At 73.8% G+C, this 22,869-nt stretch carries 24 protein-coding genes and 1 pseudogene; 15 read left to right on the plus strand and 10 right to left on the minus strand.

Annotated elements, in window-relative coordinates; genetic code table 11:
• Positions 1 to 40: 40 nt before the first annotated feature.
• Positions 41 to 664: a helix-turn-helix domain-containing protein gene (locus tag AB0J53_RS34535; protein ID WP_364180119.1), complete on the minus strand. Its 624-nt coding sequence runs from the start codon at positions 662 to 664 to the stop codon at positions 41 to 43.
• A gap of 119 nt (positions 665 to 783) precedes the next feature.
• Here AB0J53_RS34535 and AB0J53_RS34540 point away from each other — a divergent pair, with 119 nt between their 5' ends.
• Both AB0J53_RS34540 and AB0J53_RS34545 read left to right on the plus strand, forming a co-directional pair.
• Positions 784 to 1,206: a hypothetical protein gene (locus tag AB0J53_RS34540; protein WP_364180121.1), complete on the plus strand. Its 423-nt coding sequence runs from the start codon at positions 784 to 786 to the stop codon at positions 1,204 to 1,206.
• Positions 1,203 to 1,688 (plus strand): nitroreductase family deazaflavin-dependent oxidoreductase, encoded by a 486-nt coding sequence (locus AB0J53_RS34545; protein WP_364180123.1) that lies wholly within the window; start codon positions 1,203 to 1,205, stop codon positions 1,686 to 1,688. The genes AB0J53_RS34540 and AB0J53_RS34545 overlap by 4 nt, the downstream gene beginning before the upstream one ends.
• 5 nt (positions 1,689 to 1,693) lie before the next feature.
• Here AB0J53_RS34545 and AB0J53_RS34550 read toward each other — a convergent pair whose 3' ends face one another.
• Positions 1,694 to 2,413, minus strand: a complete 720-nt coding sequence (locus AB0J53_RS34550; RefSeq protein WP_364180125.1) for a VOC family protein — start codon at positions 2,411 to 2,413, stop codon at positions 1,694 to 1,696.
• A gap of 258 nt (positions 2,414 to 2,671) precedes the next feature.
• Between AB0J53_RS34550 and AB0J53_RS34555 the strand changes: the two genes are divergently transcribed.
• Positions 2,672 to 4,741: a SpoIIE family protein phosphatase gene (locus AB0J53_RS34555; protein ID WP_364180127.1), complete on the plus strand. Its 2,070-nt coding sequence runs from the start codon at positions 2,672 to 2,674 to the stop codon at positions 4,739 to 4,741.
• 147 nt (positions 4,742 to 4,888) lie between these two features.
• Here the strand turns inward: AB0J53_RS34555 and AB0J53_RS34560 are convergent, their stop codons facing one another.
• From AB0J53_RS34560 to AB0J53_RS34570, 3 genes are read right to left on the minus strand one after another with little or no spacing between them, the layout of a single operon-like run.
• Positions 4,889 to 5,734, minus strand: a complete 846-nt coding sequence (locus AB0J53_RS34560) for an ABC transporter permease subunit (RefSeq protein WP_364180129.1) — start codon at positions 5,732 to 5,734, stop codon at positions 4,889 to 4,891.
• The gene (locus AB0J53_RS34565) at positions 5,731 to 6,669 is read right to left on the minus strand and encodes an ABC transporter ATP-binding protein (protein WP_364180131.1); all 939 of its coding nucleotides are present in this window, start codon (positions 6,667 to 6,669) and stop codon (positions 5,731 to 5,733) included. The genes AB0J53_RS34560 and AB0J53_RS34565 overlap by 4 nt, the downstream gene beginning before the upstream one ends.
• Positions 6,666 to 7,523: a hypothetical protein gene (locus AB0J53_RS34570; protein WP_364180133.1), complete on the minus strand. Its 858-nt coding sequence runs from the start codon at positions 7,521 to 7,523 to the stop codon at positions 6,666 to 6,668. The genes AB0J53_RS34565 and AB0J53_RS34570 overlap by 4 nt, the downstream gene beginning before the upstream one ends.
• A gap of 174 nt (positions 7,524 to 7,697) precedes the next feature.
• Here AB0J53_RS34570 and AB0J53_RS34575 point away from each other — a divergent pair, with 174 nt between their 5' ends.
• The 5 genes from AB0J53_RS34575 to AB0J53_RS34595 are packed head-to-tail and all read left to right on the plus strand — an operon-like array spanning position 7,698 to position 12,577.
• The gene (locus AB0J53_RS34575; RefSeq protein WP_357587968.1) at positions 7,698 to 8,090 is read left to right on the plus strand and encodes a GntR family transcriptional regulator; all 393 of its coding nucleotides are present in this window, start codon (positions 7,698 to 7,700) and stop codon (positions 8,088 to 8,090) included.
• A complete protein-coding gene (locus AB0J53_RS34580; protein ID WP_364180135.1) occupies positions 8,087 to 8,977 on the plus strand; it encodes an ABC transporter ATP-binding protein in 891 nt (296 codons plus the stop codon). The genes AB0J53_RS34575 and AB0J53_RS34580 overlap by 4 nt, the downstream gene beginning before the upstream one ends.
• Positions 8,974 to 10,023: an ABC transporter permease gene (locus AB0J53_RS34585; protein ID WP_364180137.1), complete on the plus strand. Its 1,050-nt coding sequence runs from the start codon at positions 8,974 to 8,976 to the stop codon at positions 10,021 to 10,023. The genes AB0J53_RS34580 and AB0J53_RS34585 overlap by 4 nt, the downstream gene beginning before the upstream one ends.
• A complete protein-coding gene (locus tag AB0J53_RS34590; protein WP_364180139.1) occupies positions 10,020 to 11,453 on the plus strand; it encodes a S41 family peptidase in 1,434 nt (477 codons plus the stop codon). Before AB0J53_RS34585 ends, AB0J53_RS34590 begins: the two co-directional genes overlap by 4 nt.
• Positions 11,450 to 12,577, plus strand: coding sequence for an alpha/beta hydrolase (locus AB0J53_RS34595; RefSeq protein WP_364180141.1), 1,128 nt, complete (start codon positions 11,450 to 11,452; stop codon positions 12,575 to 12,577). Before AB0J53_RS34590 ends, AB0J53_RS34595 begins: the two co-directional genes overlap by 4 nt.
• Before the next feature lie 23 nt (positions 12,578 to 12,600).
• Here the strand turns inward: AB0J53_RS34595 and AB0J53_RS34600 are convergent, their stop codons facing one another.
• Together AB0J53_RS34600 and AB0J53_RS34605 are read right to left on the minus strand one after the other, a co-directional pair.
• Entirely contained in the window at positions 12,601 to 13,011 is a 411-nt protein-coding gene (locus tag AB0J53_RS34600; protein ID WP_364180216.1) for a helix-turn-helix domain-containing protein, read from the minus strand.
• Between the two features lie 84 nt (positions 13,012 to 13,095).
• A pseudogene (locus AB0J53_RS34605) lies at positions 13,096 to 13,323 on the minus strand (helix-turn-helix domain-containing protein); the annotation flags it as partial.
• Between the two features lie 117 nt (positions 13,324 to 13,440).
• Here AB0J53_RS34605 and AB0J53_RS34610 point away from each other — a divergent pair.
• The 3 genes from AB0J53_RS34610 to AB0J53_RS34620 are packed head-to-tail and all read left to right on the plus strand — an operon-like array spanning position 13,441 to position 16,351.
• On the plus strand, positions 13,441 to 14,658 hold the full coding sequence (locus tag AB0J53_RS34610; protein ID WP_364180143.1) for a cytochrome P450: 1,218 nt from the start codon (positions 13,441 to 13,443) through the stop codon (positions 14,656 to 14,658).
• Between the two features lie 5 nt (positions 14,659 to 14,663).
• Positions 14,664 to 15,596: an ATP-binding cassette domain-containing protein gene (locus tag AB0J53_RS34615; protein ID WP_364180145.1), complete on the plus strand. Its 933-nt coding sequence runs from the start codon at positions 14,664 to 14,666 to the stop codon at positions 15,594 to 15,596.
• Positions 15,593 to 16,351 (plus strand): ABC transporter permease, encoded by a 759-nt coding sequence (locus AB0J53_RS34620; protein ID WP_364180147.1) that lies wholly within the window; start codon positions 15,593 to 15,595, stop codon positions 16,349 to 16,351. Before AB0J53_RS34615 ends, AB0J53_RS34620 begins: the two co-directional genes overlap by 4 nt.
• 12 nt (positions 16,352 to 16,363) lie before the next feature.
• Here AB0J53_RS34620 and AB0J53_RS34625 read toward each other — a convergent pair whose 3' ends face one another.
• Positions 16,364 to 17,254 (minus strand): RNA polymerase sigma-70 factor, encoded by an 891-nt coding sequence (locus AB0J53_RS34625; RefSeq protein WP_364180149.1) that lies wholly within the window; start codon positions 17,252 to 17,254, stop codon positions 16,364 to 16,366.
• Between the two features lie 150 nt (positions 17,255 to 17,404).
• Here AB0J53_RS34625 and AB0J53_RS34630 point away from each other — a divergent pair, with 150 nt between their 5' ends.
• Positions 17,405 to 18,145, plus strand: a complete 741-nt coding sequence (locus AB0J53_RS34630; RefSeq protein WP_364180151.1) for an SDR family NAD(P)-dependent oxidoreductase — start codon at positions 17,405 to 17,407, stop codon at positions 18,143 to 18,145.
• Positions 18,146 to 18,158: 13 nt separating this feature from the next.
• Here AB0J53_RS34630 and AB0J53_RS34635 read toward each other — a convergent pair whose 3' ends face one another.
• On the minus strand, positions 18,159 to 18,599 hold the full coding sequence (locus AB0J53_RS34635; RefSeq protein WP_364180153.1) for a hypothetical protein: 441 nt from the start codon (positions 18,597 to 18,599) through the stop codon (positions 18,159 to 18,161).
• Positions 18,600 to 18,761: 162 nt separating this feature from the next.
• On the opposite strand from AB0J53_RS34635, the gene AB0J53_RS34640 reads away from it, so the two are divergent.
• The 3 genes from AB0J53_RS34640 to AB0J53_RS34650 all read left to right on the plus strand — a co-directional run bounded on the left by AB0J53_RS34640 (position 18,762) and on the right by AB0J53_RS34650 (position 22,046).
• Positions 18,762 to 20,366 carry a ubiquinol-cytochrome c reductase cytochrome b subunit gene (locus tag AB0J53_RS34640; protein ID WP_364180155.1) on the plus strand — a complete coding sequence of 535 codons (1,605 nt, stop codon included), beginning with the start codon at positions 18,762 to 18,764 and terminating at the stop codon, positions 20,364 to 20,366.
• Between the two features lie 123 nt (positions 20,367 to 20,489).
• Positions 20,490 to 20,897, plus strand: a complete 408-nt coding sequence (locus AB0J53_RS34645; protein WP_364180218.1) for a YciI family protein — start codon at positions 20,490 to 20,492, stop codon at positions 20,895 to 20,897.
• Between the two features lie 6 nt (positions 20,898 to 20,903).
• Positions 20,904 to 22,046: a DUF6596 domain-containing protein gene (locus AB0J53_RS34650; protein WP_364180220.1), complete on the plus strand. Its 1,143-nt coding sequence runs from the start codon at positions 20,904 to 20,906 to the stop codon at positions 22,044 to 22,046.
• 9 nt (positions 22,047 to 22,055) lie between these two features.
• Here AB0J53_RS34650 and AB0J53_RS34655 read toward each other — a convergent pair whose 3' ends face one another.
• The gene (locus tag AB0J53_RS34655; protein ID WP_364180157.1) at positions 22,056 to 22,859 is read right to left on the minus strand and encodes a class I SAM-dependent methyltransferase; all 804 of its coding nucleotides are present in this window, start codon (positions 22,857 to 22,859) and stop codon (positions 22,056 to 22,058) included.
• Positions 22,860 to 22,869: the final 10 nt, after the last annotated feature.

The raw sequence follows: 22,869 nt of genomic DNA on the forward strand, positions 1-22,869 counted from the left end.
TACGACGAGGACGGCCAGCGGCAGGGCCGCGAGGGCGCCGTCATGTCGGGCGCGGCGGCGGCTTGACCGGCTGCCGCGGGGCGCTCCAGAGCGCGCTCAGCGGCCGCATGCCCTCCTCGACGTAGTCGGCGATGGGGCGCTCGCCGCCGTCGAGATACCACTGCTCCAGCGCGGCGAAGTAGCCGAAGGCGAGCGCGTTGGCGATCACCCGGGCCTGCGTCCGGCTCACCTCGCCCGACTCCGCGATCAGCGGGGCGATCCGCTGACCGGCGCGGTCGAGCGTGCCGCAGACGGCCGTGCGCACCGAGGGCTCGGCGAAGAAGTAACGCACCCTGCGCCACGGGCTCCTGCCGGCCGGCGCCGCCTCCCCGGGATCGGGCGCGGCCTCGTAGGCGCGGACGGCGCGCAGCAGGCTGCCGACGGGATCGCGCGGATCCAGGAACTCCTTGAGCCTTTCCGGGCTCATGGTGTCGAACTCGTCGGCGACCAGGATGCCCTCCTTGGTGCCGAAGTAGCGGTAGACGGACGACGGCGACACCTCGGCGGCGGCGGCGATCTCCTCGATCGTGACGGCCCCGAAGCCCTTCTCGTCGAACAGGTCGAGGGCGCTTTCCTGGATGGCGCGCATGGCCTTGAGCCGCCAGCGTTCGCGTAGCCCGGTCATGCCGGCACCCTACCAGGTTCCAGCAAGCTGCTCTCTTCTGACATTGACTGTCTGAAACACGGGACGTACAGTCACATGCTTGAGACAGTGACTGTCTCAAACCGAGAAGGGGTCAGCCGATGACGAGAAACCGAAGCGCGCTGGCGCTGCTGTATCTGGGGGCCGGGCTCACCGCCCTGGCCGCCCTCGTCCCGTTCGCGAGCCGGTCGCTCCTGGCCGGTCACATCAGGGCGGGCTACCCGTCCTACGGAACGGGCGCGATCGACGCCGCCGTCACCGCGTACCTGGTGATCCTGGCCACGGCCGGGGCGCTGGGGCTGGCCGGGTGGCTCGGCACGGCCTGGGCGGCCCGCGCGGGCAGGCGGTGGGCCCGCGCGGCGGCGATCGGCCTGCTCGTGGCCGGGGCCTGCGTCGCGGTCGCCGCGCTGACCGTCCGCGACACCTCGGGGGACGTGGGGCTCGCGCCGCTGCTGGGCTGGCTGCAGGTCCTGCCGTGCGCGGCCGGACTCGCCGCCGTCGCGCTCTGGAGAAGACCGGCGTGACCGGCCGCGCGCTCGCCGCGCTCAAGCGCCGGATGTATCGGGGCGGGCGGCCGAACGCGGCCATGCGGCTGCTGAACCGGCTCGACGTGCTGCTGTACGGGACCGGTCGGCTGTCACCGCGCCACACGGCGGTGCTCAAGGTCGTGGGACGCCGCACCGGGGCCGTCACCCCGGTCCCGGTCGCGATCACCGGCTACGGTGGGGCCGAGTTCCTCGTCTCGATGCTCGGCCCGGACGCGAACTGGGTGCGCAACGTCCAGGCCGCGGGCGGCCGGGCGGCGCTGCTGCGCGGGGGCCGCGAGACGCCGATCCTGCTGGAGGAGGTCGCGCCGGAGCACCGGGCCGGGATCCTGCGCGGCTACGTCACCGCCGCCCCCGGCGCCCGCCCGCACCTGGGGCTCACCCCGAGGTCACCGATGCGGGAGTTTCACCGGATCGCGCCCGCCCACCCGGTCTTCCGCGTCCACCGGCTCACCCTCTAGCGGGGTCAGCCGGCAGGCAGCACGCAGAACTCGTTGCCGTCGGGGTCGGCCATGACCACCCAGGGGACGTCGCCCTGGCCGAGATCGACCCGCTGCGCGCCGAGCGAGAGAAGGCGGTCCACCTCGGCCCGCTGGTCGCCGTCCGCGGGCGTGAGGTCGAAGTGCGGCCGGCACTTGCCCTGCTTCTCCTCCACCGGCGGGCCGCCCCAGGCGATCTTGGGGCCGCCGTGCGGCGAGCGGATCGCGGTCTCCTCGTCCTGGTCCCAGACCAGCGGCCAGCCGAGCGCCTCGCTCCAGAAGTAGCCGACCTGCTGCGAGCCGTCACAGGAGAGCGCGCCGATGAACCCGCAGTCGGCGAGGAACTTGTTGCCCGGCTCGATGACGCAGAACTCGTTGCCCTCGGGGTCGGCGAGGACGACGTGCGGATCGTCGGGGCTCTGCCCGATGTCGATGTGCCGGCCGCCCAGTTCGAGCGCGCGGGCCACCGTCTCGCGCTGGTTCTCCAGCGAACTGCTGGTCAGGTCGAAGTGCATCCGGTTCTGGACGGGCTTGTCCTCCTGGGACGGGAGGAACCGCAGCCGGAACCCGGTGTCGTCGGCCGGCAGCAGCGTGATGCCCTCGCGGGGATCGTCGGCCGACTCCCAGCCCAGGACTCCGGCCCAGAACCGGGCGAGCCGGACGGGATCGTGGGCGTCGAAGCTGAGCGCGACGAGCTGAGAGGTCATCCCGCGTCTCCAATCAGTCAGGTGCGGGTCAGTCAGGTGCGGTCTGTCAAGTACGGGCGGATCGCGGCAGCAACGCTAGCCCGCGCCCGCGCCGCCACGCCAACGAATATGCGCCGGACGGCGACGCACGGTTGGCATGCCTTTGACCAGGACTGGTGAACTCCTTCGTACGGTCACGCGTGTCACGCGGCTCGTGCTGACCGTCCGCCGCCCAGCATGTGATGACGTCCTGCTCGCGCGTCATCGGGAGGAGTCATCATGAGCGGTGCCGGGGAGCGCGGTGGCGACGGTGTCAGCGGGCTGACCTTCGAGGTGCTGGAGCCCGCGCCCGTCGGGATCGCCGTCACCCTCGGCCACGACCACCGGCTGCTCTACACCAACCGCGGCTACCGGTCGCTGTTCGGCGAGCGCCCGCTCGGCGTGCCGATCCGGGAGGCGTTCTCCGACCTCGTCAGGAAGGACTACTTCCTGCTGTTCGACCAGGTCTTCGACACCGGTGAGCCGATCGTCGTCACCGACATGCCGGGCGATCCGACCCTGCTGACCGAGAGCGGGCAGGAGCGGTTCTTCACGTTCAGCCTGTCCCAGACGACGTTCGACGACCGGCCGCTCGCCGACCGGCGCGGCGTCCTGGTGATGTGCCTGGAGGTGACCGACCAGGTCGGCTCCGCCCGCGAGATCCAGCACATCGCCGACGAGCGCCGCCGCATCCTGCGCCGCTACGAGAGCCTGGTACGGGTGAGCGCGCAGATCATCTGGGTGACCGGCCCCCAGGGCGGCGTGAGCGAGCCGAGCCCCGGCTGGGAGCGGGTGACCGGGCAGCCGTGGGAGGAGTTCCGCGGCGAGGGCTGGCTGCACGCCCTGCATCCCGACGACCGGGCCGAGGCGGCGCAGTCGTGGCAGCGCGCGCTGGAGCGGGTGCCCGACCGGTGGGAGCACACCTACCGGCTGCGCACCACGGAGGGCGGCTACCGGCACTTCCAGGTCCGCGCCGTGCCGATCAAGCAGGACGGCCGGGTGATCGAGTGGGTGGGGAGCTGCACGGACATCGAGGAGCAGTGGCAGGCGCAGCGCCGCCTGCGCCTGCTGAGCCGGGCCGCCGAGGCGATGGCCAACCGCACGTCCGTGGAGGAGATGCTCGGCGCCCTGGCCGACGTCATCGTGCCCGAGCTCGCCGACGGCTGCGGCGTCCACCTGGTGACCGATCTGGCGGAGGGGCTGGCGGGGGAGACGACGCTGGTCGTCGAGCGGGTGGCGACGGCGGCGGGCCCCGGGCTGCCGCGCATGCCGCGTTTCAGCGCCCAGCGGCTGCCGTCCGACGCGCGGTTCGTGCGCGCGGTGCGCCAGGCCAGGCCGTTCCTGGAGACGTTCCCGCCGGGCTCGCCGCCGCCCGACCTCGGCCCGGCGGGCACCCGGACCTGGCTGGAGCTCAGCCGCGCCAACAGCCTGGCGATCCTGCCGGTGTCGGTCAACGGCACGGTCGCCGCCGTGGTCACCGCGGCGACCTGCGGCGACCGCCCGCCGATCGGCCGGGCCGGGATCGACCTGCTGCGGCAGATCTTCGAGCAGGCCCACGACGCGCTGCAGAACGTCATGCACTTCCAGCGGACCCGCCAGATCGCCTTCGCCCTGCAGCACAGCCTGCTCGCGGACCCGCCGCGCGTGCCCGGCCTGCTGATCACCGCCCGCTACCGGCCCAGCCTGGCCGCCGCCGAGGTGGGCGGCGACTGGTACGACTCGTTCGTGCTGCCGGACGGCGCGACCGTGCTCGCCATCGGCGACGTGGCCGGGCACGACCTGCGCGCCGCCGTGGCGATGGGCCAGCTCCGCAACATGCTGCGCGGCATGGTGGTCGACCGGCGCGAGCCGCCGGGGGAGATCCTGTCCCGGCTCAACATGGCGACCGAGACGCTGTACGGCGACGAGACGGCGACCTGCGTGCTGGCCAGGATCGAGCCGCACGACGGCGGCCACCGGCTCAACTACGCGGTCGCCGGCCACCCGCCGCCGCTGCTGGTCACGTACGCGGGCGAGGGGCGTTTCCTGACGGCGGGGGCCAATCCCCTGCTCGGCGTGCCCTACCCCCGCGAGTACGTCTCGGCGCGCGAGCCGCTGCCGCCGGGGGCGACGCTGCTCCTCTACACCGACGGCCTGGTGGAGCGGCCGGGGGAGAACCTCGACGACGGCCTGGCCCGGCTGAGCGAGCACGCGGGCGAGCTGGCGCGGGCGCCGCTGGAGCAGTTCTGCGACGAGGTGCTGAGCCGCATGCCGGTCTCCGGGCAGGACGACGTCGCCATGATCGCGCTGCGCATGCCCGGCCCCGGCTAGCGGGACGGTCGGGCGTCGCCGTTGCGGGGTAGCCGCTCGGTCAGGCCGAGGAGGCCGATGACGACCACGGTGAGGCCTCCGGCCGCGAGCACGTACGGGAGGATCTCCACCGTCCGATCGCAAAAGCGGGGCGAAGGCCCGTACCAGTCACAGATCCCTGTGCTGGAAGGACACCGCGGTGAGCGCCCACATCATCGCCACCCACGCCGCCGCCCACCCGAGGTAGGCGGGCGTGAGCGGCGCCTCGCCCAGGAACGGGAAGCCGTCGAACTCGGCGCCGAACCGCGCCAGGACGACCGGGTCCTGCAAGGCGTGCATGGCGCCGCGCCACAGCCCGTCGGTGGGCAGCAGCATCCGCGAGATGGCGCCGACGCGCGCGACGCCGTCGTTGCCGAGCGCCTGGCCGATGCCGCCCACCACCCCGGCGACCCAGGTGGCGCCGAACAGCCCCACCGCGACGACGCCGGAGGCCATCGGCGAGACGACCGTGGCCAGCAGCAGGCCCAGCGTGAGCAGCACGACCGTCTGCCCGGCGAGCAGCGCCAGGGCGGTCGCCGGTCGCGGCGGCCAGTAGCCGACCGTCGCCAGGACGACGAGGCACTGCGCCAGCCCGGCGAGCACGACGAAGCCGCTGCCGAACGCGGCCAGCCCCAGCCACTTGCCCAGCAGCACCGCCGAGCGGCGGACCGGCCGGGCCAGCACCGCGAGCGCGATGCCCGACTCGGTCTCGCCCGACAGCGTGGGCCCGGCGAGGAAGGCGGTGCCGAGCGCCGCGATCAGGCTGAGGCCGAACATCACCAGGTTGAGCAGCTGGGAGGCCGCCAGCCTGGCCTGGCCGCTGGTGAGCGTGCCGAGGCCGCTCTCCGCCGCGAGCCGGGAGAACCCCCAGCCGCTCAGCAGGAGCAGCGCGGCCGTGAGCACGACGACGGCCAGCAGCGCGCGCCGCCGGGAGGCTTCGCGCAGGGTGAGCGCGGCGACGGTGAGGACCGTCATGCGGCGTCCTCCTGACCGGCCCGCAGGATGCCGAGCAGGCGCTCCTCCAGGCTGATGCGCGCCGGCTCGACCGCGTGCACGCGCACGCCGAGCGCGACCAGGTCGCGCACCAGCTCGGGGACGGCCGCCTCGTCGTCGCCGGCCGGCAGCGCCACGGTGAACCCGTCGCCGTCCCGCCGCACGTCCCCGGTCGCGGCCAGCCGCGCCTGCGCCTCGGGGGAGAGGTCCGTCAGGCGCAGCCGCAGCTCGCGCCGCCCGAGCAGCTCGCCGAGGGTCCCGGACGCGGCGACCCGGCCCCGGTCGAGGATGACGACACGGTCGCAGACCCGTTCGACCTCGCCGATGAGGTGCGAGTTGAGCAGCACGGCGACGCCGCGCGCCTTCAGCGCCAGGACGATGTCGCGCACGTCGGCGCGGCCGAGCGGGTCCAGCGCGCTGGTCGGCTCGTCCAGGATCACCAGCTCGGGCCGGGCCACCAGGGCGACCGCCAGGCCGAGCCGCTGCTGCATCCCCTTGGAGAAGCCGCCCACGCGGTCGGCGGCGCGCTCGCCCAGCCCGACGAGGGACAGGCACTCGTGCCGCTCCGGCGCGGGCACGGTGACGCCCGCCAGCCTGACGTGGAGGGCCAGCACCTCGGCCGCGCTCAGCCAGGGCTGGTAGCGGAAGAGCTCCGGCAGGTAGCCGACGCGGGCGCGGGAGGCGGGATCGCCCGCGGGCCGGCCGAGCAGCGCCGCCTCGCCCGCGTCGGGGCGGACCAGGCCGAGCAGCATCTTGATCACCGTGGACTTGCCGGCGCCGTTCGGGCCGAGCAGCCCGACCACCTCGCCGCGGCCCACCTCCAGCGACACGTCCTCGACGGCGGGCCGCCTGCCGTAGCGCCTGCGCAGGCCCGAGCACCGTACGGCGGGCGGGCTCGGCGGCGTGCCGCCGGTCATCGGAGGTCCCGGGCGACCGCCAGCACCTCGGCGGCGTCCAGCGCGCCCGCCACGGCGGTCACCACGCCGCCGTCCACCCACACGACGGCCGCCAGCGTCCGGTCGCGGGTGGCGATCACCGTGGCCGGCACCCCGTGCACGTTCGCCCGGGAGGTGGTGAACCGCCCGGCCGGCACGGGCAGCGGCAGGGAGCCCCGCTCCGAGCCGAACGCGCGCAGCAGCGCGGCGGCCTCGTCCGGCAGGCCGGGCAGCGTCAGCAGGTAGTCGCGCACGCTCGCGTACGGGACGCCGGACGACAGCGCGCGGGGCGCGACGGCGCGGCCGACGACGAGGGCGGGCACCCCGGCGGGCTGCGACCAGATCCCGGCCACGCCGGGCCCGGCGACCAGGCGCACCCGCTGCCCGTCCAGCCCCGGCGGGGGCGGCGGCAGCGGCTGCCCGGCCTCGGCGGCGGCCTTGCCGGCCCGGTCCGCGGAGAACGTGAACGTCGCGGTCATCTCGTCCACGACCTGGTGGACGGGCTCGCCGGCGACGCCGCGCGGCAGCGTGCGCACCACGGGCACGTCGAGCCCGGTGCGCGCCTTGGCGGCCGCCGCGTCCGGGACCTCGCGCGGCCCGTCGCCGCCGGTCACGACGACGTCGCCGTACGCGCTCAGGTCGGGCAGGGCGACGAGGTCGGCGGCGCCGACGCCGACCGGCTCGATCCGCTCGGTCCGGAAGATCGGCACCCAGTCGTTGGCGGCGGCCGTGCCCGCGCCCGCCAGGACGACGGCGACGGCGAGCGCGGCGGCCAGGGGGCTGCGCAGGACGGCCCGGACGGCGCGCCGGGGCAGGTGTTCTGTGGGATGACGCATGACGGTTCGGCTCCTTGTCCCCTCGGGCACGGCGTCATCAAAGCAGACGGGTTTGCGGGCGCCGCGCAGCCTGTGTGCGGGTCCTGTGCAGGTCGTGCGCGCTTACGGAGTAGTTAACCCTGGCCATATCTGCAACTATCTAATGTCCTAGAACACTAGATAAATGGAGAAGTGGTGATCGAGTTCTACCTGGACGCCAAGTCCGGCCTCGCGCCCTACCAGCAGATCGTCCAGCAGGTACGGCACGCGCTCCGGCTGGGGCTGCTCCACGAGGGCGACCAGCTCCCGACCCTCAAGGAGGTCGTGGCGCAGTTGGCGATCAACGCCAACACCGTCCTCAAGGCGTACCGGGAGCTCGAGCACGAGGGCCTGGTCGCCGCCCGGCCGGGCGTCGGGACGTTCGTGACGGCGACGCTCGCCGGCACGTCGCTGGCCGCGCACGGCCCGCTGCGGCTGGAGCTGCGGCACTGGCTGGCCAAGGCGCGCCGGGCCGGGCTCGACGACGAGAGCATCGAGGCCCTCTTCATGACCACATTCAGGACCGCCGCACAGGAGGACATCGCGTGAGTTCCGTCTTGGAGGCCCGCGGGCTGGGCAAGCGATACGGCAGACGCTGGGCGTTACGCGAGTGCACCATCGACATCCCCGACGGGCACGTCGTCGGGCTGGTCGGGCCCAACGGAGCCGGCAAGACCACGCTGCTGAAGCTGGCCGGCGGCCAGCTTCAGCCGACGACCGGCGGGCTCTCGGTGCTGGGCGGCCGGCCCGCCGCCGGGCCCGCGCAACTGGCCAAGGTCGGCTTCGTCGCCCAGGACACCCCCGTCTACGCCGGGCTGAGCGTCGCCGAGCACCTGCGGCTGGGCGCCCGGCTCAACACCGGCTGGGACGCCGCGATGGCGCGCGAGCGGATCGCCCGGCTCGGCCTCGACCCCGCCCAGCGCGCCGGCCGGCTGTCCGGCGGCCAGCGCGCCCAGCTCGCCCTCACCCTCGGCCTGGCCAAGCGGCCCGAGCTGCTGATCCTGGACGAACCGGTCGCCTCGCTCGACCCGCTGGCCCGCCGCGAGTTCCTGCAAGGGCTGATGGAGGCGACGGTCGAGCACGAGCTCAGCGTCGTGCTCTCCTCCCACCTGGTCTCCGACCTGGAACGGACGTGCGACTACCTGATCGTGCTGGTCGACTCCCGGGTCCGGATCGCGGGGGAGGCCGAGCGGCTGCTGGCCACCCACCACCGCCTCACCGGCCCGCGCCGCGACCCCGGCACGCTGCCCGCCGACCAGCACGTCGTCTCCGCCCGGCACACCGACCGGCAGAGCACGTACGTCGTCCGCACCGACCAGCCGATCCTCGACCCGGCGTGGACGGTCAGCCGGCTCACGCTGGAGGACCTGGTCCTGGCGTACATGGACGATTCCACCGCCGCCGACCCGCGGCCCGCCCTGGAGGTGCGGCGATGATCTGGCTCACCTGGCGGCAGTTCCGCGGCGCGGCCCTGATGACGTCCGCCCTGCTCGTGGCGCTCGCCGCCGTCCTGGCGCCGACCGGCTCGCGGCTGGCCGCCGACTACGCGGCCGGGCTCGCCGCCTGCGCGCCCGGCGCGGAGTGCCTGCACTTCTACGACCGGTTCTTCGACGCGTACCGGATGCCGTTCCTGGCCGGCACCCTCGTGGTCCTGATCCTGCCCGCTCTCGTCGGCCTCTTCTGGGGGGCGCCGCTGATCACCCGCGAGCTGGAGGCCGGCACCCACCTGCTGGTGTGGAACCAGGGCATCACCCGCAGGCGCTGGCTGGCGGTCAAGCTGGCCCTCACCGGCCTGGTCGCGGCCGCCGCCGCCGGGGTCAGCGGGCTCGCGGTCACCTGGTGGTCGGGCCCGCTCGACCAGTCGGCGCCGGAGGGCTTCGCGCTCATGGACCCGCTGGTGTTCAGCGCGCGCGGCATCCTTCCGCTCGGGTTCGCGGCCTTCGCCTTCGTCCTCGGCGTGAGCATCGGCATGCTCGTCAAGCGGACGCTGCCCGCGATGGCGCTCACGCTGCTCGTCTTCACCGCGGTCCAGGTCGCCATGCCGCTGCTGGTCAGGCCGCACCTGATGCCGCCCGTCACCTCGACGTTCGACCTCGCCCAGGAGAACGTCGACATGTTCGGCGTGCGCCGCGACGGGCTGACCACGGTGACCCTGACCCAGGCGATCCCCGGGCACACGGGGGCGTGGGTGCTGTCGAGCGAGCTCATCGACGGTTCGGGCCGCACGCTGGCCGCGAGCGGTGACGAGGCGGTCGTCCACGGCGTCTCCGTCACGTCCGGGCCCTGCGGGACACAGCAGGCGCGGCAGGGCCCGGAGGCCTGCCTGGCCGAGCTCAGCCGGCTCGGCTACCGGCAGCGGGCCACCTACCAGCCGCTCGACCGCTTCTGGGCCCTGCAGTGGATGGAGACCGGCATCTACGCGCTGCTCACCGCCGCCCTGACGGGGTTGTCCTTCCGGTGGGTGCGGAGGCGCCTGTCATGACGGCCAGGACAGCGGCCGCCGGGCTCGCCCTGCTCCTGGCCGCCACCGCGTGCACGGCGCCCGCGCCGCCGCGCGGCCAGGGCGGCACGGGCGGCACAGCGGCCGGGACCGCCTGCGAGCGCCCCGCGGGCCCGCCCGCCGCCGAGACGGCCACCACGATCGACGTCATCGAGCAGGCGTACTTCTGCATCCTCGGCTCCTACTACGGCGGCGCCGCCCTGGACGCCCGCTCGCTGCTGACCGCCGGGTTCGCCGCGCTGACGCGGGAGCTCGACCGCCACGGCCGCGACCTGCCCGAAGCCACGATGCCCGCGCTGACCGGCGACCGGAAGGCCGACTGGGCCGCGTTCGAGACCGCCTTCCGGAAGATCACCGGCCAGGTCCCCGGGCTGGGCGACCAGCCGGCCGTCGTCACCCTGGAGGCCATCGTGGCGAGCCTCGGCGACAACCACGCCCGCTGGACGCACGGCCTCGCCCGGCCGCCGGGCCACTACGACGGCGACGGCTACGGCCTGGGCCTCCAGGCGAGCGCCGACGGCCCGCAGGTGCACGGCAACCCCGCCGCCGCCGTGCCCCCGCTGTTCGTCACGGCCGTGCACGGCGGCGCGGCGCGGGCCGCCGGGCTGCGGCCCGGCGACGTGATCGAGTCGATCGACGGATCGGCCCCGTTCATCGGCGGGAAGGCCACGGCCGCGATCGCCGCCCTGTACGAGCCCTACCCCCGGGCCCGGCCGGTCCGGCTGAGCCTGCTGCGGGAGAGCACCGGCCGCCGCTGGAGCGTGACGCTCAGACCCGGCCTCTACCAGCGGGACCTGGACGAGCTGCAGGTGGTGCGGTCGAGGCTGGTGGACGACGACGTCGCCTACGTACGGGTGGCCGGGTTCGCGCCCGACTCGGCGAACCGGGCGCTCAGGGCGATCGCGCGGCTGCGCGCGGGCCGGACGCTCGCCGGTGTCGTGCTGGACCTGCGCGGCAACGGCGGCGGCAGCCCGGACGAGGCGGTGCGGCTGGTGAGCGCGTTCGCGCACGGCCAGGTCACCGCCTACCAGTGCGCGGGCGACGGCCGGTGCGAGACGTCGCGCACCGACGACACCGTCGAGCTGGTCGGCCTGCCGCTGGTCGTGCTCGTCGACCGCAGCTGCGCCTCGGCGTGCGAGCACTTCAGCTCCGCCGTCAAGGCCCTGGGCGCGGGGCGGCTGGTCGGCACCAGGACCGCCGGGGTGATCTCCGGCCCGGCGCAGGCGTACCGGCTCGGCAACCACACCACGCTGAGCCTGCCGGGCAAGCGCCATCTCGGGCCGCGCCGCGAGGTGATCGACCGGATCGGCGTGCCGCCCGACTACTACGCGCCCCTGACCCCGCGCGACGCCGCCGCCGGGCGCGATCCCGCGCTGGCGCAGGGCCTGCGCCTGCTGAGGGAGGCCTCATGAGAGCGATCCTGGCGGCGCTCGCCGTCGTCGCGCTGGCGACCGCGTGCGGCGCGCCCGCCCCGCCCCGGACGGCCGCCGCCCCGGCCCCGCCGGCCGGTCCCGCCACGCTGCCCGCCCCCACCGGCCCGCACCGCGTCGGCACCAGGACCATGTACGTGGAGGACGACTCCCGCCCCGACCCCTGGGACCCCGACGCCCGGACCCGGCGGCTCAAGGTCACGCTGTGGTACCCGGCCGAGCGGCGGGACGGGGAGCGGGCCCCGTACATGACGCCGAAGGAGTCGGAGCTCAACCTGAAGGGCGGCCGGATCGCGGGCGTCCCGTACGACCTGCTGAGCCGGACGCGGACGCACGCGGTCAAGGACGCCGAGCCGGCGGGGCGCGAGCTGCCGCTGGTGGTGCTGTCGCCCGGCTTCACCAAGCCGGTCAGCCTGCTCACGTCGCTGGCCGAGGACCTGGCCAGCCGGGGGTACGCGGTGGCGGGGATCGACCACACCCACGAGAGCTACGCGACCACGTGGCGGGACGGGACGGTCGCGGAGTGCCTGGCCTGCGACAGCGACACCGACCCCGGCTTCGGCGCCCGCGTGGTGCGCGGCCGGGCGGCCGACGTGTCGTTCGTCCTGGACCGGCTGGCGGACACCGGGCTGGTCGATCCGGGCAGGATCGCGATGGCGGGCCAGTCGATCGGCGGGGCCGCCGCGCTGGCGGCCATGGTGACGGACCCCCGGGTGCGCGCCGGGATCGACCTGGACGGCAGCACCTACGCCAGGATCCCCCGGGGCGGGCTCGCGCGGCCGTTCATGTTCGTCGGCACCCCGCAGCACGGGCCCGGCGGCGGCGACGGCTCGTGGGACCGGGACTGGAAGCTGCTGACCGGATGGAAGCGCCGGCTCGTCGTGGCCGGCGCGGAGCACCAGTCGTTCACCGACGGGCCGGTGCTGACGGCCGCCTTCGGCGTCAAACCCGCCGCCGGGATCATGGCGGCGGGGCGCGCCGTGGAGCTCACCCGCACGTACGTGGCGGCCTTCCTCGACCAGCACCTGAGGGGCACGCGGCAGCCGCTGCTGGACGGGCCGTCGCCGCGACACCCCGAGGTCACGTTCGGCAAGGAACGCGCCTAGGGCCGGACCTGTCCAGGCGCGGGTCACGGCAGCAGGTGGCGCCAGCGTTCGGCGGACTCCAGGACGTCGAGGCTGATCCGCTCCAGGAAGGCGCCGCCGTGGGCGAGGCGACGGCCGACGGGAGTCTCGGGGCCGAAGCTCTCGCCCGCCTGCTTGGCGGTCTCCGCCGCGTGGAGCGTCTGCCACGCGCTGGTCACGATCGCCTGGTACCAGGCGTCGTCGTCGACCACGTAGACGTCGCGGCGGCGTTGCGGGTCGCGCTCGCGCCTGATCAGCCCCTGCTGGACCAGGTAGCCGACGGCCAGGGAGACCGAGGCGGGGCTGACCTTGAGCCGGTCGGACAGCCCGGCCGAGGTGAGCCTGCCCTCGTCGCTCAGCCACAGGGCGATGAGGACGCGGGCCATCATCCTGGGCAGCCCCATCGCGACCGCCATCTCGACGACGGTGTCCTCGGCCTCGGCGGCCCGGCCGGCGTCGCCGGCGGCCGATCCGGCGGACCGGGGAGCGGCGTGGGGGCCGCGGCGGGCCCGCCGCTCGGTCGCCCGGTGGGCCTGCTCGGGCCGGTAGGCGGCGGGACCGCCGTTGCGGGCGATCTCCCGGCTGATCGTCGAGGTCGGCCGGTCGAGCCGCCGGGCGATCTCGGCATAGGGCAGCCCTTGGGCGAGCCCGGCCGAGATGCGCTGCCGGTCCCGCTGGGTCAAGCGTCCTCCAGGCATGCCGTCAGTATTGCGTTCGCCACCATCCATTGCAACAAGCCGGTGCGTTCGCGTCCATCGTCATTGCACCAGTTTCGCGGCTCTGACGTGCGGAAACACAATTCGATTGATTGACAGTTTTTCCGAACGCAACGTAGCTTTCAACGTATGTCGAACACGTACTATCGCGATGAGCCGGTCGCCCCGTCGCTGGACCGCGCGCCCGGCTGCCCCTTCGATCCCGCCCCAGCGCTCACCGCCCTGCGCGCCGAACGGCCGATCGCCCGCCTGGCCACGCCCGAGGACGCGCCCGGCGTCTGGCTGGCCACCGGCTACGGGGCGGTCCGGCAGATCCTCGCCGACCCGCGCTTCAGCTCCCGCTACGAGACCCTGTACCACCCGCTGATGGGCGGGCACCTGCCGCCGGCCCCCGTCGGCGACCTGACCGGCATGGACGCCCCCGAGCACACCCGCTTCCGCAAGCTGCTCACGGGCCGGTTCACCGTCCGCCGGATGAACCTGCTCACCGAACGGGTCACCGAGATCACCCGCGAGCGGCTCGACGTCATGGAACGGCAGGGGCCGCCCGCCGACCTGCTCGACGTCTTCGCCCGGCCCGTCCCCGCGCTCATGATCTGCGAGCTGCTCGGCGTCCCGTACGAGGACCGCGACCGGTTCCAGGACCAGACGCGGACGCTCGCCGACGCCGGGACGGCGGAGGCCGCCGAGGCCCAGTACACCGCGTTCGCCGAGCTCGGCGTGTACCTGCGGGAGCTCGCGCTCGCCAAGCGCGCCCAGCCGACCGACGACCTGCTCAGCGACCTGGCGCAGGGCGGCGAGCTGGACGACGACGAGCTCGGCGGCGTGGCCGCCTTCCTGCTCAGCGCCGGGCTCGACACCACCGCCAACATGCTCGCGCTCGGCACCTACGCCCTGCTGCGCAACCCCGCGCAGCTCGCCGCCCTGCGCGCCGACCCCGGCCTGATCGGCGGCGCCGTCGAGGAGCTGCTGCGCTACCTGTCCATCGCCGCCCTCGGCATGCGCGGCGTGCGGGAGGACGTCGAGCTCGACGGCGTCCAGCTCAAGGCGGGCGACACGGTCGTCGTCGCGCTCGACGTCGCCAACCGGGACCCGGCCAAGTTCCCCGACCCCGACCTGCTCGACCTGCGCCGCGCCACCGCCGGGCACCTGGCGTTCGGCCACGGCGTGCACCAGTGCCTCGGCCAGCAGCTCGCCCGCGTCGAGATGCGCGTCGCCTTCCCCGCGCTGCTCGCCCGCTTCCCGGGCCTGCGCCTGGCCGTGCCGGAGCACGAGGTGCGGACGCGCACCGACCCCACGCAGGTGCAGGGCGTCATCAGCCTGCCCGTCACCTGGGACCGGAGGTGAGCGCGGTGGCGGACGCCGCCATCTCGGTGACCGGGCTGCGCAAGGCGTACGGGCCGCACCGCGTCCTGGACGGCATCGACCTCACCATCCCGCAGGGCACGATCTTCTCCCTGCTCGGCCCCAACGGCGCGGGCAAGACCACCACGGTGCAGATCCTGTCCACGCTGATCAAGGCCGACGCGGGCGAGATCCGGGTGGCCGGGCACGACCTGGCCGCGGAGCCCGACAAGGTGCGTGCCGCGATCGGCGTCACCGGCCAGTTCTCGGCCGTGGACGGCTTCCTCACCGGCGAGGAGAACCTGCGGCTCATGGCCGACCTGCTCCACCTCGGCCGCGCCCGGGGCCGGGCCCGCGCCCGCGACCTGCTGAAGCGCTTCGACCTCACGGAGGCCGCGGGCAAGCCGGCGGCCACCTACTCGGGCGGCATGCGGCGCAGGCTCGACCTGGCGATGACGATGGTCGGCACGCCCCGGCTCATCTTCCTCGACGAGCCGACCACCGGCCTGGACCCGCGCAGCCGCCGCACGATGTGGCAGATCGTCCGCGACCTGGTCGAGCAGGACGGCGTCACCATCTTCCTGACCACGCAGTACCTGGAGGAGGCCGACGAGCTGGCCGGCCGCATCGCCCTGCTCAGCCAGGGCGGGCTGGTCGCCGAGGGCACCCCGGACGAGCTCAAGCGGCTGGTGCCGGGCGGTCGCGTGGTCGTGCGTTTCGCCGACGCCGACGGCTACCGCAGGGTGGTCCCGCACCTGGGCGCCACCTCGCGCAACGACGCGACGCTGACCGCCCAGATCCCCAACGAGGGCGGCGTCAGGACGCTGAAGAAGCTGCTCGACTGGCTGGACGGTCAGGCCGTCGAGGTCGCCGAGCTGACCGTGCACAGCCCGGACCTGGACGACGTCTTCCTCACCCTCACCAAGGAGCCCGCCCGATGAACGCGGTCATCGACTCGGTCACGATGCTGCGCCGCCAGGTCAAGCACATCTGGCGCTACCCGACGCTGATCATCACGTTCGCGGCCGTGCCCGTGGTGTTCCTGCTGCTGTTCGTCTTCGTCCTGGGCGGGACGATGGGCGTGGGCATCGGCGGCGACCGGGCCGCCTACACCGGCTACCTCACCCCCGGCATCTTGATCATGACGGTCGCGGCGGCCGCGCAGGGGACCGCGATCTCGGTGGCCACCGACATGACCGAGGGCATCATCGCCAGGTTCAAGACGATGGCCATCGCCCGGGTCTCGGTCCTGACCGGGCACGTGCTCGGCGCGATGGTGCAGACGTCCATCGCGATGGCGGTGGTGCTGCTGGCGGCGCTGCTGATCGGCTTCCGCCCGGCCGCCTCGGTGCTGGACTGGCTCGGCGTGGCCGCGGTGCTGGCGATGTTCACCTTCGCGATCACCTGGCTGGCGGTGGCGCTCGCGCTGATGTCCAAGAGCGTCGCCACGGCCAGCAACCTGCCGATGCCGCTGATGATGCTGCCGTTCCTGGGCAGCGGCTTCGTCCCGCCGGAGTCGATGCCGGCCGGGCTGCGCTGGTTCGCCGAGAACCAGCCGTTCACGCCGGTGATCGAGTCCCTGCGCGCGCTGCTGGACGGGCGCGCGCCGGGGACGAGCCTGGCGCAGGCGGCGGTGTGGAGCGCGGTCATCGCGCTGACCGGCTACCTGCTGGCGCGGCGGCTCTACAACCGCTAGCCCGCGCGCGGGTCACAGGTGGATGGCGGTCTCGCTCGTCACGCGCGACAGCTTCTCGGGGTTGCGCACGTAGTACAGGCCGGTGACCAGGCCGTGCTCGACCCGCACGGCCAGGACGCCGTCGAGCTCGCCGTCGAGCCGGATCAGCATCGCGGGGCCGCCGTTGACCTGCGCCGGTTCGAGCGACATCGCGGCGCCGAACCTCTTCAGGCCGGTGGCGAAGACGCGGACGACCCGCTCGGCGCCGCGCACGGGCCGCAGCAGCGCCTGCTTGACGCCGCCGCCGTCGCTCAGGACGACGACGTCGGGGGCGAGGATGTCGAGCAGCCCCTGCAGGTCGCCCGTCTCGACCGCGCGCCGGAACGCCTCCAGCGCGCCCCGGATCTCGGCGGGGGAGGCGTCGCCGCGCGGGCGTCGGGCGGCGACGTGGGAGCGGGCCCGATGGGCGATCTGGCGGACGGCGGCCGCGTTCTTGCCCACGGCGTCGGCGATCTCGTCGTAGCCCAGGTCGAACACCTCGCGCAGCACGAACACCGCCCGTTCGGTCGGCGTGAGCGTCTCCAGCACCAGCAGCATCGCCATCGACACGCTGTCGGCCAGCTCGACGTCCTCGGCCACGTCGGGCGCGGTCAGCAACGGCTCGGGCAGCCACGGCCCGACGTAGGACTCCTTGCGCCGGCCCAGGGCGCGCAGCCGCATCAGCGCCTGCCGGGTGGTGATCTTGACCAGGTAGGCGCGCGGGTCCTGCACGACCCCGAGGTCGACGCCCGCCCAGCGCATCCAGGTCTCCTGCAGCACGTCCTCGGCGTCGGCGGCGGAGCCGAGCATCTCGTACGCGACCGTGAACAGCAGGTTGCGGTGGGCGACGAACGCCTCGGTGGCGGGATCCGCGCCGCTGGACATGAGTGCTCCTGACTGGTCGTGCGCCATCGGTTTCGTGCACAAGATGCCACTTCCCCTGAATCTGTGACATCTCGACGTCACAAAGGCCGGGTCACCGGCATCTTCATGGCCGACCGAATGAACGACCCGCACATGACATGGGGAGTGGACATGGCAGTCCGTACGACGTCGGCGCTGATCACCGGGGGCAACAAGGGGCTGGGCCTGGAGGCCGCCCGGCGGCTCGGCGAGCTGGGGTGGACGATCTTTCTCGGCTCGCGTGACGAGGGCCGGGGGCGGGAGGCGGCCGGCAAGCTGGCCGCGGGCGGCGCACGCGTGGTCCTGGTGCCGCTGGACGTGACGTCGGAGGAGTCGGTGGCCGCCGCCGTCACGCTCGTCCGGGAGCACACCGACCGGCTGGACGTGCTGATCAACAACGCCGGCGCGTCCGGCAGGGGCGTCCCGCCCGCCAACGCGACGGCGGAGGAGATCCACGCCGTCTACGACACGAACGTGTACGGGCCGGTCAGGGTCACGCACGCGTTCCTGCCCCTGCTGCGCGAGGCCGAGTGCCCGCGGGTGGTGATGGTGTCGAGCGGCGCCGGCTCCTTCGCGGTGATCACCGACCCGGACCAGCCCTCCGCGTCGATGCACGAGCTCGCCTACGCCTCGTCCAAGGCCGCGCTGAACATGCTCACCGTCCGTTACGCGCAGGCGCTCCCGGAGATCAAGTTCAACGCCATCACGCCCGGCGAGGTCGTGAACCGCACCTACGCCGCCACCGACATGAACCACCACACCGGGACGCTGACCGTCACCGAGGGCACCGACTCGATCGTCAGGCTCGCGACGATCGGCGCGGACGGGCCGACCGGGACCTTCAGCGACCGGCTCGGCCCGATCTCGTGGTGAGGACCGCCCCCGGTCACCAGGGGCGGAGCTCGGTGAACAGCCGCAGCGTGACCGTCCGCGGCAGGAACCAGGCGGGCAGCCGCAGGTTCCGCGAGGAGAACACGGTCTCCAGGACGATCTTCACGTAGGGCCGCTCACCGGGGATCTCCGCGCACATGACCGTGACGGGGGAGCGCACCGCCTGGCTGCCGAAGCGCAGCCAGGCGTGCCCGTCGCGGTCGAGCTCGGCCGACTCCCAGCGCAGCACCGGCGGCTCGGCCCGGTGCGAGGTCAGGGGCAGCTCCAGCGCGAAGCCCGCCAGGGCGGCGTCGGGCCGCAGGTAGAAGGCGCCGTCGAGGCGCGTGGGCGCGAACAGGAGCCGGGGCCCCTTCAGGCCGCGCGCCGTCAGCTTCGCCTCGGTCGCCTCCAGGACGATGTGCCACGAGCCGGGGCCGGTGTGTGAAGGGATCGCCATGGCTCACCTCGCCGTGTCTCGAACGTGCGTCAGTCGCCCATAAGACGCCGCAGGCGCGCCGATTGTGACATCGGGGTGCACCCCGTGCGACGTCGCCGATGTCACATTTCCTGGCCCTGCGGCGTCTTAGTGGTGAACGTGGACAGAAAGGAAGTAGCACGCATGGAAACGGTCCCCGGCGGCGTCGCCCGGACATCGTCGTTCCTCGACGAACGCCTGGGAGCGGCCCGCTTCCTGAACCGCAACCTGCGCAAGATCTTCCCTGACCACTGGTCCTTCCTGCTGGGCGAGATCGCGCTCTACTCCTTCGTCATCCTGCTGCTCACCGGCACGTTCCTGACGTTCTGGTTCAAGCCGAGCATGAGCCACGTGGTCTACGACGGCGTGTACGCCCCGCTGAAGGGCGTGCAGATGTCGGAGGCGTACGCCTCCACTCTGAAGATCAGCTTCGAGGTGCGCGGCGGGCTGCTCATCCGGCAGATCCACCACTGGTCCGCCCTGCTGTTCATCGGCGGCATGATGGTCCACGCGCTGCGTGTGTTCTTCACCGGCGCCTACCGCAAGCCGCGCGAGCTCACCTGGGTCATCGGCGTCACGATGCTCGCGCTGGCCCTGCTGGAGGGCCTGACGGGCTACTCGCTCCCCGACGACCTGCTGTCGGGCGCCGGCCTGCGGGTGACCCAGGGCGTGCTCATGTCGCTGCCGGTGGTCGGCACGTACGCGACCTTCCTGCTCTTCGGCGGCGAGTATCCGGGCGAGGACGTCGTCTCCCGCTTCTACGCGCTGCACATCCTGCTCATCCCGGGCATCCTGCTGGCGCTCGTCTCGGTGCACCTGGTGCTGATGTGGGTGCAGAAGCACACGCAGATGCCGGGCAAGGGCCGCACCCGCAAGAACGTCGTGGGCGCCCCGCTCTACCCGTCGTTCATGGCCAAGACCGGCGCGTTCTTCCTGTTCACGCTCGGCTCGGTGGCCGGGCTCGCCAGCTTCGCGCAGATCAACCCCGTGTGGCTGTACGGGCCCTACACCCCGGCCGACATCTCGGCCGGCTCCCAGCCCGACTTCTACCTGGGCTTCCTGGAGGGCGCGCTGCGCCTGATGCCCGCCTGGGAGGTCAACCTGTTCGGCACCGGCCAGGCGGGCACGGTGCCGCTGAGCGTCGTCGTCCCGGCGCTGGTGCCGCTCGGCCTCGTGCTCACGGGCATGGTGCTCTACCCGTTCCTGGAACGCTGGATCACCGGCGACCAGCGCGAGCACCACGTCCTCGACCGGCCGCGCAACAACCCGCACCGCACCGCGATCGGCATGACCACCGTCGTCTTCTACGGCGTGCTGTGGCTGCTGGGGGCCAACGACGAACTCTCCGCCACCTTCCACATCAGCCTGAACACCACCACCTACGCCGGTCGCGTGCTGGTGATCGCCGGACCCGTGCTCGCGTACATCATCACGTACCGGATCTGCCTGGGCCTGCAGCGCTCCGACGCCGAGCTCGTCGGGCACGGCCTGCCGACCGGCGTGGTCAAGCGGCTGCCCGGCGGCGCGTTCACCGAGGTGCACGCGCCGCTGGCCGAGGACATGGAGGCGCACCTGCGCGGCAAGGAGCCCGTGCCGATGCTCGCCGACGCCGCCCCCGCCGCCTCCGAGGTCCCGCCCGCCCGGCTGCGCGGCCCGCTCGGCCGGCTGCGCGCCCGGATGTCGCTCGCGTACGGCGGAGAGAAGGTTCCCCTGGACGAGGAGGAGCACGAGCGGTCGCTCACGCGCTGAGGTCGAGGGCGTCCCGTACGGCGGGCGGCGATCGAGGGCAGGATGACACCGATGGGGAAGGAACTCATGGACCCACGGGCGACCTCGGCGCACCTTGAGGCCGCCCGCCTGAAGGAGAACACGATGGCCAAGTACCTGCTGCTCAAGCACTACCGGGGCGCGCCGGCCGCGGTCAACGACGTGCCGATGGACCGGTGGACGCCGGAGGAGCTGGCGGCCCACGTGCAGTACATGCGGGACTTCGCCGACCGGCTGGTGGAGTCCGGCGAGTACGTCGACAGCCGGGCGCTCTCGCCGGAGGGCACGTTCGTCCGCTACGACGGGGAGGGCCGGCCGCCGGTCACCGACGGCCCGTTCGCCGAGACCAAGGACCTGATCGCCGGCTGGATGCTCATCGACGTCGAGAGCTACGACCGGGCGCTCGACCTGGCCGCCGAGCTGTCGGCGGCCCCGGGCGCGGGCGGCGAGCCGGTCCGCGAGTGGCTGGAGGTCCGCCCGCTGCTGAGCGACGCGCCGGCCGACGCGGAGTGACGGGTGGTGGACAACTCCCTGCTGCGGATCCTCACCCCCGAGGTGATCGGCGTCCTCGTCCGTCGCGGAGCCGACTTCGCCGGGGCCGAGGACGCCGTCCAGGAGGCGCTGGCCGAGGCCGTGCGCGTGTGGCCGGACGACCCGCCGCGCGACCCCAAGGGCTGGCTGATCACCGTGGCGTGGCGCCGGTTCCTCGACGCCGCCCGAGCCGACGCCTCCCGGCGGCACCGCGAAGCCCGGGTCGAGGAGGAGCCGCCGCCGGTCCCCGGCCCGGCGGTGGACGACACGCTCCAGCTCTACTTCCTGTGCGCGCACCCGTCGCTGACGCCCGCCTCGGCGGTGGCGCTCACGCTGCGCGCGGTGGGCGGCCTGACGACGCGGCAGATCGCCCAGGCGTACCTGGTGCCGGAGGCGACGATGGCCCAGCGGATCAGCCGGGCCAAGCGGATCGTCTCAGGGGTCCGGTTCGACCGGCCGGGCGACCTCGCGACCGTGCTGCGGGTGCTCTACCTGGTGTTCAACGAGGGCTACTCGGGTGACGTCGACCTGGCCGCCGAGGCGATCCGGCTCACCCGCCGGCTCGCGGCCATGACCAGTCACGAGGAGGTCGCGGGGCTGCTCGCGCTCATGCTGCTGCACCACGCGCGGCGCCCGGCGCGCACGGCCGCCGACGGCAGCCTGGTGCCGCTCGCCGAGCAGGACCGCGGCCTGTGGGACACCCGCCTGATCGCCGAGGGCGTCGACATCCTCCAGGCGGCGCTGGCCCGCGACCGCCTGGGCGAGTTCCAGGCCCAGGCGGCCATCGCCGCGCTGCACGCCGACGCCAGGAAGGCCGAGGAGACCGACTGGGTGCAGATCGTCGAGTGGTACGACGAGCTCGTGCGGCTCACCGGCAGCCCGGTGGCGCGGCTCAACCGGGCGGTCGCCCTGGGCGAGGCCGACGGCCCCCGGGCAGGGCTGGCGGCCCTGGCGGAGCTGGACCCGGCCCTGCCGCGCCACACCGCCGCCGCCGCGTATCTGCACGAGCGGGCGGGCGACCTGGTGACGGCGGCACGGCTCTACGCGGAGGCCGCCGGGGAGGCGCCGAACCCGGCCGAGCGCGACCACCTGACCCGCCAGGCCGCCCGGCTGCGGGAGAGGGCCGGATAGCCGTTCACGTCACGGGCGACGCCGCGCGGCGACCACGACCGCGGCGTACCCCATCGTGAAGGCGCCTCCCAAGGCGTCGACGGCGGCGCCGACGCCCGCCAGGACGTCGCGGAGCTTGCCGGGCGGTAGCTGGTTGTGGCCGCCGAACGTCGGAATCTGTTCCAGCCACTCGTCCCGGGTGTAGCGCCGTTCCCAGTCGAAGCGCCACCGCTCCGGCTCGTCGAACGCGTCCGCCTTCCGGATGCCGTCCTCGGCTCTGTCCAGCAGCGCGGTGTACGTCTCCACGTCGGGCACCGTACGGCTGAAGATCGGCAGCTCGGGCAGCACCCTGCGGTAGACCTCCGCGCAGGCTTCCGCGAAGTCGGCCGGGGGCTGGAACGCGTTCCAGAACAGCGCCAGCCGGCCGCCGGGCCGCAGCGCCTCCGCGGCCCTGGCGGCGCCCGCGACCGGGTCCACCCAGTGCCAGGCCTGCCCGGAGACGACCGCGTCGAAGGTCCGGCCGGCGCGGTCCCAGGTCTCGAAGGCCGCCACCTCGGTCTCGACCCCGGTGCGGCGGGCGAAGGCGGCCATCCGCTCGTCGGGCTCGACGCCGAGCACGCGGCAGCCCGCCTCCTGGAACTGCCGGGCCTCGATCCCGGTCCCGCTGCCGACGTCGAGCAGGTCGGCTCCGGGACTGCTCGCGACGATCCGCTCGATCAGGGCGCCGGGATAGCGGGGGCGGGTCCGGTCGTAGAGGGTCGCGTCCGCGCCGAACCCCTCGGCGACCTGCCGGGCATGATGGGGCTCGGAGGCCCCCAACGGTATAGTGGGCATGCGCCCACCA

This window comes from Nonomuraea sp. NPDC049725 (assembly GCF_040674795.1).
Lineage (GTDB): Bacteria > Actinomycetota > Actinomycetes > Streptosporangiales > Streptosporangiaceae > Nonomuraea > Nonomuraea ceibae.

Excerpts from the sequence above, each read along its gene's own strand:
- AB0J53_RS34610 (WP_364180143.1), top strand. The coding sequence starts at position 13,441 with ATGTCGAACACGTACTATCGCGATGAGCCGGTCGCCCCGTCGCTGGAC.
- AB0J53_RS34555 (WP_364180127.1), top strand. The coding sequence starts at position 2,672 with ATGAGCGGTGCCGGGGAGCGCGGTGGCGACGGTGTCAGCGGGCTGACC.
- AB0J53_RS34560 (WP_364180129.1), bottom strand. The coding sequence starts at position 5,734 with ATGACGGTCCTCACCGTCGCCGCGCTCACCCTGCGCGAAGCCTCCCGG.
- AB0J53_RS34630 (WP_364180151.1), top strand. The coding sequence starts at position 17,405 with ATGGCAGTCCGTACGACGTCGGCGCTGATCACCGGGGGCAACAAGGGG.
- AB0J53_RS34595 (WP_364180141.1), top strand. The coding sequence starts at position 11,450 with ATGAGAGCGATCCTGGCGGCGCTCGCCGTCGTCGCGCTGGCGACCGCG.
- AB0J53_RS34535 (WP_364180119.1), bottom strand. The coding sequence starts at position 664 with ATGACCGGGCTACGCGAACGCTGGCGGCTCAAGGCCATGCGCGCCATC.
- AB0J53_RS34540 (WP_364180121.1), top strand. The coding sequence starts at position 784 with ATGACGAGAAACCGAAGCGCGCTGGCGCTGCTGTATCTGGGGGCCGGG.
- AB0J53_RS34565 (WP_364180131.1), bottom strand. The coding sequence starts at position 6,669 with ATGACCGGCGGCACGCCGCCGAGCCCGCCCGCCGTACGGTGCTCGGGC.
- AB0J53_RS34585 (WP_364180137.1), top strand. The coding sequence starts at position 8,974 with ATGATCTGGCTCACCTGGCGGCAGTTCCGCGGCGCGGCCCTGATGACG.
- AB0J53_RS34655 (WP_364180157.1), bottom strand. The coding sequence starts at position 22,859 with ATGCCCACTATACCGTTGGGGGCCTCCGAGCCCCATCATGCCCGGCAG.
- AB0J53_RS34600 (WP_364180216.1), bottom strand. The coding sequence starts at position 13,011 with ATGGCGGTCGCGATGGGGCTGCCCAGGATGATGGCCCGCGTCCTCATC.
- AB0J53_RS34590 (WP_364180139.1), top strand. The coding sequence starts at position 10,020 with ATGACGGCCAGGACAGCGGCCGCCGGGCTCGCCCTGCTCCTGGCCGCC.
- AB0J53_RS34640 (WP_364180155.1), top strand. The coding sequence starts at position 18,762 with ATGGAAACGGTCCCCGGCGGCGTCGCCCGGACATCGTCGTTCCTCGAC.
- AB0J53_RS34625 (WP_364180149.1), bottom strand. The coding sequence starts at position 17,254 with ATGTCCAGCGGCGCGGATCCCGCCACCGAGGCGTTCGTCGCCCACCGC.
- AB0J53_RS34620 (WP_364180147.1), top strand. The coding sequence starts at position 15,593 with ATGAACGCGGTCATCGACTCGGTCACGATGCTGCGCCGCCAGGTCAAG.
- AB0J53_RS34570 (WP_364180133.1), bottom strand. The coding sequence starts at position 7,523 with ATGCGTCATCCCACAGAACACCTGCCCCGGCGCGCCGTCCGGGCCGTC.
- AB0J53_RS34635 (WP_364180153.1), bottom strand. The coding sequence starts at position 18,599 with ATGGCGATCCCTTCACACACCGGCCCCGGCTCGTGGCACATCGTCCTG.
- AB0J53_RS34550 (WP_364180125.1), bottom strand. The coding sequence starts at position 2,413 with ATGACCTCTCAGCTCGTCGCGCTCAGCTTCGACGCCCACGATCCCGTC.
- AB0J53_RS34645 (WP_364180218.1), top strand. The coding sequence starts at position 20,490 with ATGGCCAAGTACCTGCTGCTCAAGCACTACCGGGGCGCGCCGGCCGCG.